Here is a 15,536-nt window from a genome sequence, read left to right as displayed (position 1 = left end):
TCTAAAGTGAGTTTACCCCATGTTTCAGGGCTTTGCCGCGCGGCGGCAGTTCAGCGATCTCTCCGAGGCCGAAGTGCTGGCGCTCGCCATCTCGTCGGAAGAGGACGATGCGCGGATCTACGCGACCTATGCCGAACAGTTGCGGTCGCAGTATCCGGCGACGGCGGCGATGTTCGACGAGATGGCGGCGGAGGAAGACGGCCATCGCCAGCTTCTGATCGACCGTTTCAAGAAGCGTTTCGGCAAGGTGATCCCGCTGATCAGGCGCGAGCATGTGGCCGGTTACTATTCGCGCCGGCCGACCTGGCTGGTGGAAAATCTTGGCCTCGAGCGCATCCGCGCCGAGGCCGAGCGGATGGAGGACGATGCCGCGAACTTCTATGTCCGCGCGGCGCAGGCCTCGACCGATCCCGACACGCGCAAGCTGCTCGGCGATCTCGCCGCCGCCGAGCGTCAGCACGAGCATCGCGCAGAAGAGCTTCAGGTCACCACGCTGACGGGCGGCGCGCGCGGCGAGGAAGACGCCAAGGCGCGTCGCCAGTTCGTGCTGACATGGGTGCAGCCGGGCCTCGCGGGCCTGATGGACGGTTCGGTGTCGACGCTGGCGCCGATCTTCGCCACAGCGTTCGCGACGCAATCGACATCGACGACATTCACCGTCGGCCTCGCGGCGTCGGTGGGCGCCGGCATCTCGATGGGATTCACCGAAGCCGCGCATGATGATGGCGTCATCTCCGGGCGCGGATCGCCGCTGAAACGGGGCCTCGCGTCGGGGCTGATGACCACGGTGGGCGGTCTCGGCCACGCCCTGCCGTATCTCATTCCGCAATTCTGGACCGCGACGGCGATCGCGGGGATCGTCGTGTTCTGCGAGTTGTGGGCGATCGCGTGGATTCAGAACCGCTATATGGAAACGCCGTTCCTGCGCGCGGCGTTTCAGGTGGTGCTCGGCGGCGCGCTGGTGCTCGCGGCCGGCATTTTCATCGGCAACGCTTAAGCGCTGACCTGGAGCACAACGCGCCGTCACCCTGAGGTGCCGAAGCGAAGCGGAGGCCTCGAAGGGCGACGGCATGTCATGATCCGTCATCCTTCGAGGCTCGCGCAGCCAAGTTTACGCAGGCTGCATAAATTTGCCTGCGGTGCTCGCACCTCTGGATGACGGGTAGCCGCATGCTGAGCGCATGCGTTTTTTACTTCCCGCCGTCCACGAAACGCTTGAACGCCTCCGCATAATCCGGATGCCAGCGCGACAGCGGCGGCCGGTTCTCGGTGATATCGCCGGCGGCCCAGAGAATCCGTTTCTCGTCGAGCGCGCGCGGCACGTCGTTGTCGGGGCAGAGAATGTAGAAATCGCCGCGCGCGAGACTCTCGATCATGAAGTCCACCGTCTGCTCTGCGGTCCAAGCGCCCGCGGGCTTCTCGGTGCGCCCGCGCGCGGTCAGCCCGGTGAAGACGAAGCCGGGGATCAGCAGATGCGCGCTGATCCGGCAATCGGGCGTGTTGCGCAGTTCGTGCTGCAACGCCTCGGTGAACGCCTTCACGCCGGCTTTCGCGACATTGTAGGCCGGATCGCCCGGCGGCGTGGTGATGCCCTGTTTCGAGCCGGTGTTGATGATCAGGCCCGGCCGCCTGCGCGCGATCATGCCGGGCGCGAACACCTGCGTGCCGTTGACGATGCCCCACAGGTTCACGCCGAGCACGCGCTGCCATGCATCGAGCGGTCCGAACATCGCGCTGCCCGGCTGGATGCCGGCATTGTTCATCAGCACATCGGTGCCGCCGAACCGCCCGAGCACGGCGGCTTCCAGCTTCTCGATGTCCGCGCGATGGCTGACATCGACCGCCAGCGACATGATGCTGTCGCTGCCGCCGGGCGCGACATAGGTCAGCAGCTCCGCTGCGCGCGCCAGCTTCTCGTCGTCGTGATCGGCGATGCAGACCTTCAGGCCAAGTTTTGCGAAATGACTGGCGGCGGCAAGGCCGATGCCGGAGGCGCCGCCGGTGATCACGGCGACAGCATTCGGAACGAGAGCGGGATGGGACACGTGGCTTCTCCGGGATTTTTCAAGCACGGGCGAGATGAAACAGCGCGGCTTTTAATTTAGATTCGTTTGTGAGCGCGATTGTGTCGCGCGCCGCATATCGGCGCAGCAAATCTGTGTGAAGCGTAGCAGAGCGCGCGCATCTTGGATAATGTCGGATCGTTGTCATCAATGCGGTAGCCCGATGCCTGTCCTGCGCCTGCTTCTGATCTCGCTTCTCGCCCTCATGCCTGTTTCTGCCCGCGCGGCCAGCCAGCCGATCGACACCGCGCCGCGCATTGCGCTGTTCTCGGCCTTCGAGCCGGAATGGCAGGCGCTGCTTGCCGTGGTGGAGCAGCCGGTCTCGCACAAGGAAAAGGGCGTCGATTTCGTCACCGGCCGCGTCGAGGGGCACGATGTGGTGCTCGTGTTGTCCGGCGTCTCGATGGTGAATGCCGCGATGACGGCGCAGATGGCGATCGACCGGTTCAATCTGCGCGCCATCCTGTTTTCCGGCATCGCCGGAGGCGTCGATCCCTCGCTCAACATCGGCGACGTCGTGGTGTCGCAGCAGTGGGGCCAGTATCTCGAAACCATTCTGGCGCGCGAGACGCCGCAGGGCTTTCAACTGCCGTCGTGGTCGAAGCAGGAGTTTCCCAATTACGGGATGATTTTCGCGCGCGGCGTCAAGGTGCCGCGCGACGGGGTGGACAAGCCCGAGCGGCAGTTCTGGATTCCGGTGGACGCCAAACTGTTCGAGATCGCGCGCACGGCCACCTCTCACGTCGAACTCAAGCGCTGCATCGAGGCCGCCTGTCTCGTTCATCCGCCGAAAGTGGTGGTCGGCGGCAACGGCGTGTCGGGCTCAGCCTTTGTCGACAATGCCGCGTTTCGCACCTGGGCGTTCGACACCTTCAAGGCGCAGGTGCTGGACATGGAAAGCGCCGCCGTCGCCCATGTGGCGGCGACCAATGCCGTGCCGTTTCTGGCGTTCCGCTCGCTGTCGGATCTCGCCGGCGGGGGCGCAGGCGAGAACGAGATGCAGACCTTCGAGAAGCTGGCGTCGGAGAATTCCGTCGCGGTGCTGCGGGCGTTTTTGAAGGCGGTGCCGAAGTAGGCGGGCGTCCGCGTCCCGCGTGTCGTTCAAAAGCAGTGAAAGTTAAGGCGTGGAGAGCCGGGACAAGCCCGGCCTTGATGTGTAGACTCGCGCTCATACTGAAACGGAGTTCATGATGCTCAGACTTCGCCTCGCCGTGATTGCCGCCGCACTCTCCCTCTCAGCTCCTGCACACGCCGCCCGCTGTGGCGGCGACTTCAATACTTTTGTCTCGGCGATGTCGCAGGAGGCAGCGGCGGCGGGGATTTCGCAGAGCGTCATCTCCCAGGCGTTCGCGGGCGTGACGCAGGACCCGGCGGTGCTGTCGTTCGATCGCCGCCAGCGCGGCACCTTTAACAAGACCTTCGAGCAATATGTCTCGACCCGCGTCGGACCGGGGCGCATCAACACCGGCAAGGCGATGCTGCAGCGTCATGCCGCGCTGCTGTCGCGCATCGAGCAGCGGTTCGGCGTGCCGCCGGAAATCGTGGTCGCGATCTGGGGACTGGAATCCGATTTCGGCAAGGGCGACATCGGCAAGATGCCGGTGATCCGCACACTGACCACCTTGGCGCATGACTGCCGCCGCACCGAGCTGTTTCAGGGCGAACTTCTGGCGGCGCTGAAGATCGTCCAGCGCGGCGATCTGCCGCTGCGCGATCTGATCGGCGCCTATGCCGGCGAACTCGGCCAGACCCAGTTCCTGCCGTCGTCCTACATCAAGTACGGCGTCGACTTCGACGGCAACGGCCATGTCGATCTGCGTCACAGCGTTCCGGATGTGCTGGCTTCAACGGCGAACCTGCTCAAGACCGCGGGCTTCCGCGGAGGCGCCGATTATCACGAAGGCTCGGCGAATTTCGAGGCGATGCGCGAGTGGAACAGGGCGACGATCTATCGCAAGACCATCGCCTATTTCGCCGACCGCCTCGCGGGGCGGTGACCGCTGCTGTCTAGAACCCACAGGACGTGCTGACCTTCAGCGTGAACTGGTCGATATCGAACGTATGCTCGAGATCCTGCCCGAACAGGCCGAGCCATTTGTCCTGCGCGCGGTAGGCAAGCTGCTCCCGCGCCGCCGGACATTCGTACTTGATGCCGCCGATGTTCTGAAGGTGATGCACCATCTCGTGCACCAGCACCGACAGGTCGGCCGCCGTGCCGCCGGTCCATGACAGCGGAAGATAGATGGTGCGGCTGCTGTCGTCGTAGATGGCGACAGTGTCGCGCGGGTCTGACACAGGCGGCATGGCATTGATGTCACGGCGCCGCTCCACGCTGAAAGCCTGGTAGCGGATGGCCATGATTTTCGCCTGGGAGACGAGTTCGACTTTCGGCGGCTCGCTCAATGCAGGCAGGCTGAAGTTGGCGGAAAGCCAAAGCGCGATTGCGGTCAACAGGGCTGTCATATCCGGCGCTCCTGTCAGGTGTGGCGACGGGCGGAGACTACGTCCTGTTTCGGTTCTTGAATGTGACGCGGTTCACGCGCGCGCGTCATCCTTACGAGGGACTTGCAGTCCTGGATGCAAGAGCAGGAAAGAGAAAGGGCAGCACGCATGCTGCCCTTTCTTGACGCGCGGCGTTCCTGCGCGGTGTTCAGATCGTCTTGGCGTAAGCGACAAGCTGATCGAGCGCGGTGTTCCAGCCGCTGTGGAAGCCCATGTCCTCGTGGGTCTTGCGGCCGGCTTCATCCTTGTGCATGGCGATGGCGGTGTATTTCGTGCCGCCCTTCACCGGCTCCATGGTCACGAAGGCGGTGAAGAATCCGCCGTCGCGCGGGCGGTAGCCGGGCAACAGGGCATCGGTGAACACCAGCTTGCGGTTCTGCACGACCTCGAGATAGCAGCCGGCGTTGTCCATGTCCTTGCCTTCGGGCGAACGCATCACGGTGCGGAAGATGCCGCCCGGGCGCAGGTCGATTTCGCAGTCCACGGTTTGCCACGGCTTGGGGGTGAACCATGGCATCAAATGCTTCGGCTCGGTCCAGACCTTCCAGACCAGTTCGGGCGGCACGTCGATCACCCGTTCGAGGACGAGATCGAGTTTTGGGTCGATTTTGTACGCAGTCACTTTCGGTTCTCCGTGGCGTTGAGGTGTCTCAGGTAGTCGTCGAGCTGGTCGAGCCGTCTGGTCCAGAGCGTGCGCTGCGCGCCGAGCCAGTCCTGCGCCTCTTCGAGCGGCCTTGGTTTGAGCTGGCAGGTCCGTACCCGTCCGACCTTTTTCGACCGGACCAGGCCGCATTCCTCCAGCACCTTGAGATGCTGGAGGAATGTCGGCAGCGCCATGCTGAACGGCTGCGCGAGATCGCTGACAGTGGCGGGGCCGGATGTCAGCTTTGCCAGCACCGCACGCCGGGTCGGATCGGCGAGCGCGTGAAACGTATCGTTGAGGCGGTTCTGTTGGTTAGTCATGTGGCTAACTATAGCGATGTCGAAAGTTAGGTCAATGCCTAAGTGTTGCGGCGCATGACCGCGGCCGGCATGGCGGCCTCGTTTGCGGAAACGGTTTGAATGACGGAAAAGGCGGCGCGAGGGCCGCCTTTTATTGGCAGGTTAGTTCGATGGCGGCGGTGCCACCACCAGTGCCACGATCCGCCGCACCAGCGGCAGCACCACGAGCAGGGTCGGGAACGCGACCACCCACGAGATCGCCCAGGCGGCGGGCCATGTGTCGAGGAAGGCGGGCGTCGGACCGAGGCTTTTCAGCGTCGAAATCGCCGAGACCACGAAGGTCATCAGCACCGACAGCACCAGCGGCATGACAATCGATGCATAGCGCGCGGGCAATTTGCCGCGCGTTGGCGGTTGGGAAAGCGTTGTCATCAGATCACTCTTTGGAAACAGCCGGCCGATCGCGAAAGTCGGGCGATGACGGTGATGCAGGCGTCCTGCGGGTCATGGCATTCCTCCGGACCGGTCGGCCTCAGTTGAATGCGTTGCCTGACGTGAGACGCTTACGGCGCGATGAGCGCGGGGCTGTCTTATCGGGATCGGGTGGGGGATTCAAGCGCCGCCGGAGAAGCGGGGGATCTCTGGAAAGAGAGAGATCTGGAAGAGAGGGAGAGGTGCCGGGCGCTGATGGCGCGGCTTCAGTGGGACGGATGATTTGCGAGCCGCCCGGACATCAGAAGCTCGGGCGAAGCGACTCCGCCCGAGCCACTTCAAATAAATAAAACTACTTCTTCTTGGCCTTCTTGGCCTTCTTAACTGTCTTCTTCGCTGCCTTCTTCGCCTTCTTGGCTTTCTTCGCCATGGCATCCTCATGGGTTCGAGTTGACGTCAACGTCACGAGGCATGCTCGGCGATAGGCCAGTGCGCAGCCTCGATTCCAATCCGAACCGATTCGCTGAAATTTGTCGCCTGTTTTTCAGCATTGTGCCGACTTGGTGACATCGCGCCCGCTTTTTTCCTGTGGATGACGGCCGCATGCGCAGGGTTAACAGCAAGCAAAAGTCTTTCGTTTTGCTTTCGCAAACGGCTGCGCGCGTGCGGGATTGGCTTTCATTTTGGGCGCGCGGCCGCATTGTTCATCAATTCACAACCACGGCGCGGTTTATCCGGCACAGGTCAGACTCCGTTAAGGCCGCCCCTGCAAGGATGCATCCGGCTTCGGGGGAGGCGGATCCTGCATTTGCGGGATTGAGGAGCGGGTTCATGCATCGGGCAGTGATCGATCAGAGGGACAGGGCACAAGACGCGGGTCACCGCGCACCCTGGACCCGTTCATGCTGAGTGTCCCGACCCTCTGGATCGTTTTCGTCGTCAACTTCGTCGCGATCGGGACGGTGTGGGTCTACGTCGTCCGCAGCTATCCCAATCACGATGCCGCGCGGTTCTGGACCGCGGGCGCGCTGGTCGCCGCACTCGGCGCCGCGGTGGCGATGACGCGCGGTTTTATCGATCCGGAATCCAGGCTGCTTCTGCTGATTCCGCTGCTGATCGGCGGCTCCATTCTGGTTCTGGCGGTCTGCCTCGCCTCGATGGGCATCCGGCGCTTCTACGGCGTGCCGGTGTCGTGGCGCTTCACGTTTGCGATCGTCGCGTTCAATTTCTTCGGCCTGGCGTACTTCGTCTGGCAGGACAACATGGTGATGCGCATCCTGATCTACTCGGCAAGCCAGGCCGTGCCGATCATGATGACGCTGCCGCTGCTGTTTTCCCGCAAGAACGGCACCGCTTATCCCGGTGCGCGGATGTCGGGCTATATCGCGATCCTGATGTTCGGGGTGTATGTCGTGCGCTCCATCGCGGCGCTGCTGCATGTCGGCGGCCCGGTGTCGCTGATCGATTTCAACCAGTTTCAGGCGATGCTCATCCTCGGGCTGGTGTTCCTGTCGATGATGTGGAATTTCGGCTTCCTGCTGATGACCATCGACCGGCTGCGCGCCGAGGTCGCGGATCTCGCGCTGTTCGACGATCTCACCGGCGCGGCGAACCGCCGCCAGTTGCTGGCGCGGCTCGACGAGGAATGCGTGCGCTCCGGCCGCAGCGGCGAGGTGTTCGCGCTGCTGATGATCGATCTCGACGGCTTCAAGGATATCAACGACGGCCATGGCCATGCCGCCGGCGACGAATGCCTGCGGCTGTTCACCCGCGCGGCATGCAGCCGGCTGCGCACCGGCGATCTGCTGGCCCGGATGGGCGGCGACGAATTCTGCGTGGTGCTGCCTGCAACCACGCTGCGCGAGGGGGCGATGGTCGCCCGCCATGTGCTGGAAGCCTGCCAGGGCGAGACGGTGCAGTGGAACGGCGCGCCGCTGGCGCTGTCGGCGTCGATCGGCGTCGCGCAGTGGCGGCCCGAGATCGGATTGCAGGCCGAGCGTCTCCTGGCCGCGGCCGACCGGGCGCTCTACACCGCCAAGAAGGACGGCAAGAACGGCTACGCGGTGTTCGACGCGACGCCGCTCGAGGCCGAGCCTGCGCTGCGCAAGTCGGCCTGATCCGCTCCCGGCCTCTCAAGCATCGTTGATGCTCCCGCGGCATCTTTTCCGGCGCGCCTCATCAACAACCTGCTAGGCTGATCGCGTCGCCCGCGACGTGGATCGCCACTTTGCGGCGGACGGCAACAGGAGGACGCGATGGCCAAAGGCAAGGACAAGGGCAACAAGGAAAAGAAAAAGCCGAAGGCGGACAAGAACACGCCGAAGGGCGGCGGCTCGAGCTATCAGCAGAGCAAGGGCGGCAAGAAGTAGCGCATGCCTGCGCATGACCGTTGAGACCAGCGGGCAGCATTGATCGCGCCGGGCCGGAAGGTCCGGCGCTCGTCTACCGGCGTCGTCAATCGAACCAGTCGGCGCGGTCGCCGGAAAACTTCCCGGGTCCGTTGGTCACCGCCTTGAACATCTCGCAGAGCTCGTACTCCAGAAACTCGTTGGCCAGGATCAGCGCGCGGATCGTCGAGCGCATGTCGCCGCCGCAGGCTGCGATGGCTTGATCGGCGGCAGCATCCAGCCGCTCGGATTCCGGCGGCGGGCCGGAGGCGAGGCGATCCAACATAGCGATGTTCCGTATTGATGAGTGGCGCGCATGTTCTCTTTTTGTTCCTGCGCAGTCAAGAGAACAATTCGCGGGTCCAATGCTTGCGTCCAACACACTTAATGCGTCGTGCGCATAACGGCGCGGCGGTATGAGAGAAACCCGCACAACAAAAAGCCCGGAGCATGCTCCGGGCTTTTCGTCTCAACGCAACGCGCCGTTACCAGGGATTGTAGGGATTCATATCCACCGGATTCGGGTTGTTGCTGTTGTTTCGCTGATAGGCGCGCTGGCGATAGTAAGCCGGGCCGTACACCGGCTCGACATAAACCGGACCGCCGTAAGCATACGAGTCGTAATAGGCCGGTCCGCCGCCGTAGTAGCCATAACCACCGCCGTAGTAACCGGAATTGGCGGCTGCGGCGCCGGCAACAAGCGCGCCGGCGGCAAGGCCGAATCCGATCGCGGCAGCGTTACGTCCGCCGCGGGCTTCGGCAGCGGGAGCCGACATCACGGCAACGGTCGCGACCGCCGCCAGTGCAACTGCAATCTTTTTCATGATCTCAATCCTTATCTGACCGCATCACCAACCGGCCAGCCTTGAGATAGTTCCCGGGCCGTGCGGCGGAAGGCACGTTGCCGCAAGTAAAATGAACGGGAACGGAACGGACTCGCGCCCGCGCGTTTAACCCTGCAAGTGCAGGCACCTCGAAAGGGATGCAGGCACGAAGAGCCCCGTCAAAGGCGTTGGCCGATGGCGGGGCTTTTTCGTTCGGCGCAAGGCGGACAACTCACAGCAGCGAGACAGTCTGATGCGATTTCATTTCAATCTGGCGGATGGCAAGAGCGTTGCCGACAAGGGCAACCAGGATCTGGACGACGCGGTGCAGGCCAGCGAGGTCGCCGAAGAAATGGCGGGCCGACTGCTGCGCGAGCGGCCGTCGCTGGCGCAAAAAGGTTATGCCATCGTCGTGAACGACGAGGAGGGCGCAGAGGTCTATCGCGCCAAACTGTCTGGGCGCGCCTGACAGCGAAAGCCCGGAGGTTCGCTCCGGGCTTTTGCATTAATAGTAACGATAGTAGCGGGACCGGTAGTAGCGCGGCCCGCCGTAATAGTAGCGCGGTCCATAATACGCATATGGCCCCGGCCCATAGACATAACGCGGACCGTAATAGTCATAGTATCCCGGTCCGTAGCCATACGGTCCGTAGGCGCCATAGGCCCCGGCGGCAAGTACGCCGGCAGCGAGGCCGAGGCCAATGCCCGGACCCCAGCCCCAGCCGCCGCGATGATAGTAGCGGGCCTCGGCGGGCGCAGCCGCCAGCGTAACGCCAAGCGTGGCGACCGCAGCCGCGATCAATACTGCTTTCCTCATGATACCGACTCCTTGTCTTCGACAGGAACGATAACGCGACCATAGCCGGATGGTTGCTCAAATCGTGTCACGAGTGCGGGAACAATTTCGCTGCCTCGGTTTTGTCTTTTTTTCCGACGGGGCCTGAAACATGAAATTGATCGAGAAGATCGCGGAAGACCGTCCGCTTCGCTATGCCTTCGCCGGGCTGGCGATCCTGTTCATGTTCGCGATGGTGCTGAACTGAACAGGCGCACTTCGGATGCAGGAACCCTGCGCGCGGCTTCCGCGTTGATTGTCCTGTGACGTGACGGCCGTTGTGGACCCGGTTCTCAGGGCGGCGCGTCGAAGGAGCAACCCATGTCCTATGCGCTGTTTGTGGATGACGTTCAGGTCAGCCGCGCGCTGCCGACGCAGAACGATGTCTGGCACTATGCCGACGATGCCGGGCTCGTGGTCGATGCGCTGATTCAGGACGAGACCGGCAAGCCCGAGCGCGTGCTCGAGCAGGGCTACAGCATCCGCCAGGCTGACCCGGATCACGCTGACCCGGATCAGGCCGAGGCGGAAGAAGCCAAGCCGCTGCCGGGACTGGAAAAGCCGAAACGCGTGGCGTGACGCGCCAGTTATCCGCACGAATTCCGCATATCGCCATTTGACGCGAGGATCGCCGCGTGGCGGAAAGTCCCGCGCGTGGTGTAGTCTGCTCCGGCTTGAAAGTCCCGGGGCGGGTGAGGCATGACGTTTCTGATCGTCGCTTTGTGGAGCATCATCGGCATGGTCGCCGGATCGGTGATCCTCGCCGAACTCGGCCCGCTGTTCGGCGTCCGCCATATGGAAGGCTCGTCGGCGATCTTCGGCGCCATTGTCGGCGCGCCGCTCGGGCTGATCGGCGGCGGGGTCTTCGGCTATCGGATGTCGAAGGGCTACGGCGAGGACATCGCGAAGCGCAAACGCTTCTTTCTCATCACGCTCGGCGGCATCGCGGCGCTGATCGCGGGCTGCGTCATCTTCGAGATGGTCCGCACCAGCGACTATATCGACACCAGCAATCAGAGCGCGATGTCGCTCAGCGCGCAGATCCGCCTGCCGCCGGGCGTCGCCGCACCCGGCAAGGACAAGGCGATCGTGATGGAGCTGCGCAGCGACAAGGAAACGCGCAGGTCGTCGCCCTACGATGTGCCGGACTGGACGCTCACGAACGGCCGCATGCAGGCCACGTCCAGCGTAGAGATTTATCGCGCGACGGACAACCGCACGCTGGCGGTGACCATCGGCGACGGCCCGACCTATGTGTTCAAGCTGAAAGCGCCCGCGCGCCCGAAAAGATATTCATTCGAGGGCGACTGGCAGAAGCCCGATGCTGTCGAAGGCGCAGCGAGCGGGGTCGGAGAGGGGATCGAGATCAAGGTGGCGATGTGAGGAGGCGGACTTGGCGCTTTAAATCATGGACGCTTGCATCAATGATCTGAATTTTTGAAAAGATGACATCGCATCATCGAGTAGTTCTCTCTTTTGAAGAGATATGAATGCTGCACACGATCGCGCTTGGCAATTTAGTGATCTTGCAGGATTAAATTCTATGTCTGTAAATCCAGCACATTGCTGCAATCTTCTCAACCAGTCTCTATGAGGATAAAGCGCTTTGAAATAAAGCCAGTCATAGAAGACCGTTGTTGGAGAAATGGGGTACTTATCACCTTCAAATTCGAATCCAATCAGTTTGCCAGAAGTTTTTAACCGCTCGTCTCTCTTTGCTTCGCGGCTTTCAACCCAATAGAGATCGGTATATGGGCCCCCATGCTCAAATACTTTGCTGCCTTGATAAGCGCATTCGACTGTTGTCTGTCTACCTTCGATCCGAATTTTAAGGTAAAAGGCGCTCAGTTTCTGTCCAGCTTCTAACTCTGATCTACTTGATATCTCCAGTAGGGGCGTAAGTCCTTGCTCCATTGCAGCATGATGCAATTCAATCACATTCTTCTTTTTTTGCGACGGAGCCAGGCCGGGATGCCAATCGAAACGAATTGGTACTTCTTCCACCAAAATAGAGCCAGAGGTTGAAGGTACAAATACTGGACGTTGGGCCATTTTTCGCTCTGAATAAAGTTATAAGCCAGCAACAATGTAACCAACCGCTACGTTTTTTGGGACTAGCACTTCGTACTTTTCTGCCAAAATCCTGTGATCGCGTGCTTCGGGATGGTGTGTCCAATCGATCCAACTATAGATGGGATCCAAATGAAGTTCGTCCAAAGCTATTTCCGCAGCTTGTTTGACAACGCCACCCTGATTTGAAGCGGCGTTGGTAATCATCACCCCCGGCAACTTGATGATCTCGGGATTTATCGAAAGATAGACCGGATCGATGCCTCGTTCGGATGCTCTGAAAGACATGGGGTGATTATTTGTAAAACAAAGACAGACATATTTGTCCGTCCCTGTTTGAATGTCGCTCTGGAGGCTATTTGCGTCGCCGCCTGTTCGGACTTTATCGAAAATTCCTAGTCGCCTTAGTTCACTCGTAGATAGGATTCCCCGTTCCCGTATCGAAGCTAAATTTGCTTTATCCGTAAAATGATAGAAGTAGTTGAATTGCTTGCTTGCGCGTACCTTTGCGAGAAACACATCCAAGTTCATTGCAGTCCCCTGATCTACCCGGTTCCAACATAAAGCCCGGCATTTGCTATGCAACCGGGGCGTGTGGCTTGACTATACAAATTAATTGGATTATATTCCTATCAATCCCGCCTCACTTGAGGGGCGTTGCCAGGGACGCTTGATAGCGCGGGGCGGGATGCGGCGCCTGCGCGCGCGAGAAGGGACGTCCTTCTCCGCTCCCGGGAGGCCTCGGGTCACCGTCCGGGCTCACTATGGGGCTCTGCCGTTCGCCGGCTGGACGCGGTGAGGACGAAGGCGGCGAAAGCCGGCCGGATCAGGGGTCGAGTTTCTCCCCCATCCTCACCCGGAAGTGCGGTCCCGAGGACAGAAATCGCCGCGGCGGAGCGTCGAAAGGCGTTTCGCGGTCAGCCTCTCGTGGCGACACGATGCCGGCCGCGCACTTGAATTGAAGGCGCGTCTTTCGGCGCTCCTCCTCCCTCTCTTTCCAGGAGAGGTTCACGGTCTGACGACATCGCTGATCGGACATCCGCGTTTTCGCGCGGGAAAACGCTCACGCGTGCCCGCAAGCACATCTGCTCACACGAAAGGGATCCACATGCAAAAGACGAGACCACAGGCGGCGAAAGAGACGAAGGAGGGCGGCGATGCGCAGGAGGCGTTTCCCGAATTCTCCGAGGAGACGCGCGCCTATCTTCTGTCCGACGCAGGCATCGAAAACATGATGCGCAAGCTGTCGGATGCTTGCGAGAACTGGCTCGACTGTCCCGTGAAGCGTTGCCGCCGCGCGCGGCGCTGCCAGGGACCCGACATGGTGTGCCAGCTCAAGGAGCCGAGCCGCACCGCGCCGCGCGAGGAGCTTGATCGCGTCAACGCCCGGATGCGGCAGATCGTTTTGCAGCGGCTGGAGCGGATCGGTGTCTGGTGAACGCGGCGGCACGATGCGCGCGGCTCGCATCGCTCGCGCGAAACGCTCACGGCGCAGTGATGAAGGCCGGGCCGGGAACTGTGAGCTACCTCACACACGCTCACGGGCGGCCATGGGTAAATGCGAGGTGCGGGCTGAGCGAGACAGGGGCCGATTTCAGGACTGGACATTTTCAGGAGGAGCAACACCATGTCGACGGCCATCGAACGGGAGCAGGGCTCCCACAAGGCATTCGCCAATTTCGTCGGAAGGACACTGGCGCTGTGTTACGGCGGCCTGTCCTACCTGATTTTCTTCGGCACGTTTCTCTATGCCATCGGTTTCGTCTCGGGCCTCATGGTGCCGAAGACGATCGACACCGGCGCCGAGACCTCTGCGCTGACTGCCGTCTGCATCAATCTCGCATTGCTGACGCTGTTCGCCGTCCAGCACAGCGGCATGGCGCGGCAGGGCTTCAAGCGGCTGTTCGCGCGGTTCGCCTCGCCGGTGATCGAGCGCAGCACCTATGTGTTGCTGGCGAGCCTCGCGCTGGCGCTGCTGTTCTGGCAGTGGCGGCCGATCCCGGCCATCGTCTGGGACATCGAGACCCCGCTGCTGGCCAACCTCGCCATCGGCGGCATGATGCTCGGCTGGCTGATCGTTCTCTACAGCTCGTTCCTGATCAGCCATTTCGAGCTGTTCGGCCTGACGCAGGTGGTCAGCCACTTCGCCGGACGCGTGGTCGCGCCGATGAAGTTCAAGACGCCGGGACTCTACCGCCTGATCCGGCATCCGATCTATCTCGGCTTCATCATTGCGTTCTGGTCGACGCCGACCATGACCGCGGGACATCTGCTGTTCGCAGCCGTCACCACGGCCTACATCTTCGTCGGCATCTATCTCGAAGAGCGCGATCTGGTCGCCCTGTTCGGCGACGAATACCGCCGCTATCGCGCGCGCGTGGCGATGCTGATTCCCGGCATCAGATAATGACCCCTGTTTACGAGGAGGTCGCAATACCGTCGCGTGACGTGCCGTACGATCCGCTTCTGATGCCTGCGCAAACACCATCCGGAGGATTCAATGTCATCCAAAGATCCCGACGCCCTGCCGCAGGGACTGGCCAACACCCTGCGCGCCGGACAGGACGCGCAACGGCGGCGTGCTCAGGCCCATTTAAGCCTTGAAATCTATCGCGCCGCGAACGGCCGCGCCGGCAGCGGCGATCGTCGGCGGCCCGGCCCGTCCGTTCAGGCGAAAAGCCCCCGCGCGCCCGGCGATTCATAGTTGGTGGCGCGCTCCGGCGCACAGTTCCTTTCAGGCCGCGCTATCTTGCCGCAACTTGCGCCGCAATCGCGCGTTCCTATGTAGGGCTGCTGCCTGTGCGAACGCCGCGCAGGCCTGTGCTAAACGGGGTGCCACCAACAATGACGAGCGCCAGAATGACCGACGACATCTTCGACCGCACGGCCTCCCGCCGCAGTGGCCCCCGGACGCGTCCGCCGATCATCGATCAGGATGGCAATGAAGTTCATCCCGGCGGCTTCGGCGCATCGGGGCCGTTCGGCCCCGGCGTCGATTTTCAGAACCTGAGCGGCGCGCTCGGCGGCATCTCGTTCGGCCCGCTCACGCGCGAGCAGCGTTTCGCGCGGATCGATGCATTGTCGAAGCTGCTCGATGTCGCCTTCGTGCTGCCGGGCACCAACATCCGCTACGGCATCGACGGCCTGATCGGTCTGGTTCCGGTGGTCGGCGATCTTCTCACCACCGCGATCTCATTGTGGATCGTGCGCGAGGCGAGGGCGCTCGGTGCGCCGAAGCATGTGGTGGCGCGGATGCTCGGCAATGTCGCGCTGGACGGTGTGGTGGGCCTGGTGCCGTTCGCCGGCGACGCGTTCGACGTCATGTTCCGCGCCAATATGCGCAACATGCGGATCCTCAAGCGCTGGATGGACAGGCAGCCGAGAGGCGCATGACCCCGAAAAGCGGGAACCGGTTTTCGGATCGGATCATGCGCGCAAAGGTAAGCCTGAATGCGCCGATGTCGTCACGTTGTAACGATGG

21 protein-coding genes are annotated in these 15,536 nt (G+C 62.1%); 11 read left to right on the top strand and 10 right to left on the bottom strand.

The genetic code is table 11. From position 1 onward, the window contains the following. Positions 1 to 19 precede the first annotated feature (19 nt). Positions 20 to 997, top strand: coding sequence for an iron exporter MbfA (mbfA, locus tag HMPREF9695_RS16860; RefSeq protein WP_006022087.1), 978 nt, complete (start codon positions 20 to 22; stop codon positions 995 to 997). Positions 998 to 1,190: 193 nt separating this feature from the next. On the opposite strand, the gene HMPREF9695_RS16855 is transcribed toward mbfA, so the two are convergent. Then, complete coding sequence (locus tag HMPREF9695_RS16855) at positions 1,191 to 2,045, bottom strand: SDR family NAD(P)-dependent oxidoreductase (RefSeq protein WP_006022086.1); 855 nt, start codon at positions 2,043 to 2,045, stop codon at positions 1,191 to 1,193. A gap of 181 nt (positions 2,046 to 2,226) precedes the next feature. On the opposite strand from HMPREF9695_RS16855, the gene HMPREF9695_RS16850 reads away from it, so the two are divergent. Both HMPREF9695_RS16850 and HMPREF9695_RS16845 read left to right on the top strand, forming a co-directional pair. Next, positions 2,227 to 3,138, top strand: a complete 912-nt coding sequence (locus HMPREF9695_RS16850) for a 5'-methylthioadenosine/S-adenosylhomocysteine nucleosidase (protein ID WP_006022085.1) — start codon at positions 2,227 to 2,229, stop codon at positions 3,136 to 3,138. A gap of 115 nt (positions 3,139 to 3,253) precedes the next feature. Continuing rightward, positions 3,254 to 4,060: a lytic murein transglycosylase gene (locus HMPREF9695_RS16845; RefSeq protein WP_006022084.1), complete on the top strand. Its 807-nt coding sequence runs from the start codon at positions 3,254 to 3,256 to the stop codon at positions 4,058 to 4,060. Between the two features lie 10 nt (positions 4,061 to 4,070). Here the strand turns inward: HMPREF9695_RS16845 and HMPREF9695_RS16840 are convergent, their stop codons facing one another. The 4 genes from HMPREF9695_RS16840 to HMPREF9695_RS16825 form a co-directional block, all read right to left on the bottom strand. Next, complete coding sequence (locus HMPREF9695_RS16840; RefSeq protein ID WP_006022083.1) at positions 4,071 to 4,526, bottom strand: DUF6647 family protein; 456 nt, start codon at positions 4,524 to 4,526, stop codon at positions 4,071 to 4,073. A 187-nt stretch (positions 4,527 to 4,713) separates the two neighbouring features. Beyond that, positions 4,714 to 5,187: an SRPBCC family protein gene (locus HMPREF9695_RS16835; RefSeq protein ID WP_006022082.1), complete on the bottom strand. Its 474-nt coding sequence runs from the start codon at positions 5,185 to 5,187 to the stop codon at positions 4,714 to 4,716. Then, complete coding sequence (locus HMPREF9695_RS16830) at positions 5,184 to 5,528, bottom strand: ArsR/SmtB family transcription factor (RefSeq protein ID WP_006022081.1); 345 nt, start codon at positions 5,526 to 5,528, stop codon at positions 5,184 to 5,186. Before HMPREF9695_RS16830 ends, HMPREF9695_RS16835 begins: the two co-directional genes overlap by 4 nt. A 141-nt stretch (positions 5,529 to 5,669) precedes the next feature. Next, positions 5,670 to 5,939, bottom strand: a complete 270-nt coding sequence (locus HMPREF9695_RS16825) for a DUF2798 domain-containing protein (RefSeq protein WP_006022080.1) — start codon at positions 5,937 to 5,939, stop codon at positions 5,670 to 5,672. A 902-nt stretch (positions 5,940 to 6,841) separates the two neighbouring features. On the opposite strand from HMPREF9695_RS16825, the gene HMPREF9695_RS16820 reads away from it, so the two are divergent. Next, the gene (locus HMPREF9695_RS16820) at positions 6,842 to 8,056 is read left to right on the top strand and encodes a GGDEF domain-containing protein (protein ID WP_006022079.1); all 1,215 of its coding nucleotides are present in this window, start codon (positions 6,842 to 6,844) and stop codon (positions 8,054 to 8,056) included. A gap of 337 nt (positions 8,057 to 8,393) precedes the next feature. On the opposite strand, the gene HMPREF9695_RS16815 is transcribed toward HMPREF9695_RS16820, so the two are convergent. Beyond that, entirely contained in the window at positions 8,394 to 8,612 is a 219-nt protein-coding gene (locus tag HMPREF9695_RS16815) for a hypothetical protein (RefSeq protein WP_006022077.1), read from the bottom strand. Positions 8,613 to 8,811: 199 nt separating this feature from the next. Further along, complete coding sequence (locus HMPREF9695_RS16810; protein ID WP_006022076.1) at positions 8,812 to 9,150, bottom strand: hypothetical protein; 339 nt, start codon at positions 9,148 to 9,150, stop codon at positions 8,812 to 8,814. 253 nt (positions 9,151 to 9,403) lie between these two features. Between HMPREF9695_RS16810 and HMPREF9695_RS16805 the strand changes: the two genes are divergently transcribed. Continuing rightward, positions 9,404 to 9,619: a DUF6894 family protein gene (locus tag HMPREF9695_RS16805; protein WP_006022075.1), complete on the top strand. Its 216-nt coding sequence runs from the start codon at positions 9,404 to 9,406 to the stop codon at positions 9,617 to 9,619. A gap of 36 nt (positions 9,620 to 9,655) precedes the next feature. On the opposite strand, the gene HMPREF9695_RS16800 is transcribed toward HMPREF9695_RS16805, so the two are convergent. Continuing rightward, on the bottom strand, positions 9,656 to 9,967 hold the full coding sequence (locus tag HMPREF9695_RS16800) for a hypothetical protein (protein ID WP_006022074.1): 312 nt from the start codon (positions 9,965 to 9,967) through the stop codon (positions 9,656 to 9,658). 339 nt (positions 9,968 to 10,306) lie between these two features. On the opposite strand from HMPREF9695_RS16800, the gene HMPREF9695_RS16795 reads away from it, so the two are divergent. Both HMPREF9695_RS16795 and HMPREF9695_RS16790 read left to right on the top strand, forming a co-directional pair. Beyond that, positions 10,307 to 10,564 carry a hypothetical protein gene (locus tag HMPREF9695_RS16795; RefSeq protein ID WP_006022073.1) on the top strand — a complete coding sequence of 86 codons (258 nt, stop codon included), beginning with the start codon at positions 10,307 to 10,309 and terminating at the stop codon, positions 10,562 to 10,564. A 120-nt stretch (positions 10,565 to 10,684) separates the two neighbouring features. Next, on the top strand, positions 10,685 to 11,368 hold the full coding sequence (locus HMPREF9695_RS16790; RefSeq protein WP_006022072.1) for a hypothetical protein: 684 nt from the start codon (positions 10,685 to 10,687) through the stop codon (positions 11,366 to 11,368). Between the two features lie 18 nt (positions 11,369 to 11,386). On the opposite strand, the gene HMPREF9695_RS25870 is transcribed toward HMPREF9695_RS16790, so the two are convergent. Together HMPREF9695_RS25870 and HMPREF9695_RS16785 are read right to left on the bottom strand one after the other, a co-directional pair. Continuing rightward, complete coding sequence (locus HMPREF9695_RS25870; RefSeq protein WP_006022071.1) at positions 11,387 to 12,037, bottom strand: DarT1-associated NADAR antitoxin family protein; 651 nt, start codon at positions 12,035 to 12,037, stop codon at positions 11,387 to 11,389. 18 nt (positions 12,038 to 12,055) lie between these two features. Then, complete coding sequence (locus HMPREF9695_RS16785; RefSeq protein WP_006022070.1) at positions 12,056 to 12,586, bottom strand: DarT ssDNA thymidine ADP-ribosyltransferase family protein; 531 nt, start codon at positions 12,584 to 12,586, stop codon at positions 12,056 to 12,058. Between the two features lie 577 nt (positions 12,587 to 13,163). Between HMPREF9695_RS16785 and HMPREF9695_RS16775 the strand changes: the two genes are divergently transcribed. From HMPREF9695_RS16775 to HMPREF9695_RS16760, 4 genes are all read left to right on the top strand, one after another. Beyond that, on the top strand, positions 13,164 to 13,493 hold the full coding sequence (locus HMPREF9695_RS16775; RefSeq protein ID WP_006022069.1) for a hypothetical protein: 330 nt from the start codon (positions 13,164 to 13,166) through the stop codon (positions 13,491 to 13,493). Between the two features lie 189 nt (positions 13,494 to 13,682). Continuing rightward, the gene (gene mddA / locus HMPREF9695_RS16770; RefSeq protein WP_006022068.1) at positions 13,683 to 14,462 is read left to right on the top strand and encodes a methanethiol S-methyltransferase; all 780 of its coding nucleotides are present in this window, start codon (positions 13,683 to 13,685) and stop codon (positions 14,460 to 14,462) included. A 93-nt stretch (positions 14,463 to 14,555) separates the two neighbouring features. Next, the gene (locus tag HMPREF9695_RS16765) at positions 14,556 to 14,759 is read left to right on the top strand and encodes a hypothetical protein (protein WP_006022067.1); all 204 of its coding nucleotides are present in this window, start codon (positions 14,556 to 14,558) and stop codon (positions 14,757 to 14,759) included. A gap of 155 nt (positions 14,760 to 14,914) precedes the next feature. Next, positions 14,915 to 15,448, top strand: coding sequence for a DUF4112 domain-containing protein (locus HMPREF9695_RS16760; protein WP_006022066.1), 534 nt, complete (start codon positions 14,915 to 14,917; stop codon positions 15,446 to 15,448). The last annotated feature ends 88 nt before the right edge of the window (positions 15,449 to 15,536 follow it).

The organism is Afipia broomeae ATCC 49717 (assembly GCF_000314675.2).
Classification (GTDB): Bacteria; Pseudomonadota; Alphaproteobacteria; order Rhizobiales; family Xanthobacteraceae; genus Afipia; species Afipia broomeae.
This window is presented reverse-complemented; position numbering and strand designations above follow the sequence as displayed.

Bases quoted from the DNA above. Each gene is read 5' to 3' on its own strand.
- mbfA (WP_006022087.1), top strand. From the start codon at position 20: ATGTTTCAGGGCTTTGCCGCGCGGCGGCAGTTCAGCGATCTCTCCGAG.
- HMPREF9695_RS16850 (WP_006022085.1), top strand. From the start codon at position 2,227: ATGCCTGTCCTGCGCCTGCTTCTGATCTCGCTTCTCGCCCTCATGCCT.
- HMPREF9695_RS16845 (WP_006022084.1), top strand. From the start codon at position 3,254: ATGCTCAGACTTCGCCTCGCCGTGATTGCCGCCGCACTCTCCCTCTCA.
- HMPREF9695_RS16840 (WP_006022083.1), bottom strand. From the start codon at position 4,526: ATGACAGCCCTGTTGACCGCAATCGCGCTTTGGCTTTCCGCCAACTTC.
- HMPREF9695_RS16830 (WP_006022081.1), bottom strand. From the start codon at position 5,528: ATGACTAACCAACAGAACCGCCTCAACGATACGTTTCACGCGCTCGCC.
- HMPREF9695_RS16825 (WP_006022080.1), bottom strand. From the start codon at position 5,939: ATGACAACGCTTTCCCAACCGCCAACGCGCGGCAAATTGCCCGCGCGC.
- HMPREF9695_RS16820 (WP_006022079.1), top strand. From the start codon at position 6,842: ATGCTGAGTGTCCCGACCCTCTGGATCGTTTTCGTCGTCAACTTCGTC.
- HMPREF9695_RS16815 (WP_006022077.1), bottom strand. From the start codon at position 8,612: ATGTTGGATCGCCTCGCCTCCGGCCCGCCGCCGGAATCCGAGCGGCTG.
- HMPREF9695_RS16810 (WP_006022076.1), bottom strand. From the start codon at position 9,150: ATGAAAAAGATTGCAGTTGCACTGGCGGCGGTCGCGACCGTTGCCGTG.
- HMPREF9695_RS16805 (WP_006022075.1), top strand. From the start codon at position 9,404: ATGCGATTTCATTTCAATCTGGCGGATGGCAAGAGCGTTGCCGACAAG.
- HMPREF9695_RS16800 (WP_006022074.1), bottom strand. From the start codon at position 9,967: ATGAGGAAAGCAGTATTGATCGCGGCTGCGGTCGCCACGCTTGGCGTT.
- HMPREF9695_RS16795 (WP_006022073.1), top strand. From the start codon at position 10,307: ATGTCCTATGCGCTGTTTGTGGATGACGTTCAGGTCAGCCGCGCGCTG.
- HMPREF9695_RS16790 (WP_006022072.1), top strand. From the start codon at position 10,685: ATGACGTTTCTGATCGTCGCTTTGTGGAGCATCATCGGCATGGTCGCC.
- HMPREF9695_RS25870 (WP_006022071.1), bottom strand. From the start codon at position 12,037: ATGGCCCAACGTCCAGTATTTGTACCTTCAACCTCTGGCTCTATTTTG.
- HMPREF9695_RS16785 (WP_006022070.1), bottom strand. From the start codon at position 12,586: ATGAACTTGGATGTGTTTCTCGCAAAGGTACGCGCAAGCAAGCAATTC.
- HMPREF9695_RS16775 (WP_006022069.1), top strand. From the start codon at position 13,164: ATGCAAAAGACGAGACCACAGGCGGCGAAAGAGACGAAGGAGGGCGGC.
- mddA (WP_006022068.1), top strand. From the start codon at position 13,683: ATGTCGACGGCCATCGAACGGGAGCAGGGCTCCCACAAGGCATTCGCC.
- HMPREF9695_RS16765 (WP_006022067.1), top strand. From the start codon at position 14,556: ATGTCATCCAAAGATCCCGACGCCCTGCCGCAGGGACTGGCCAACACC.
- HMPREF9695_RS16760 (WP_006022066.1), top strand. From the start codon at position 14,915: ATGACCGACGACATCTTCGACCGCACGGCCTCCCGCCGCAGTGGCCCC.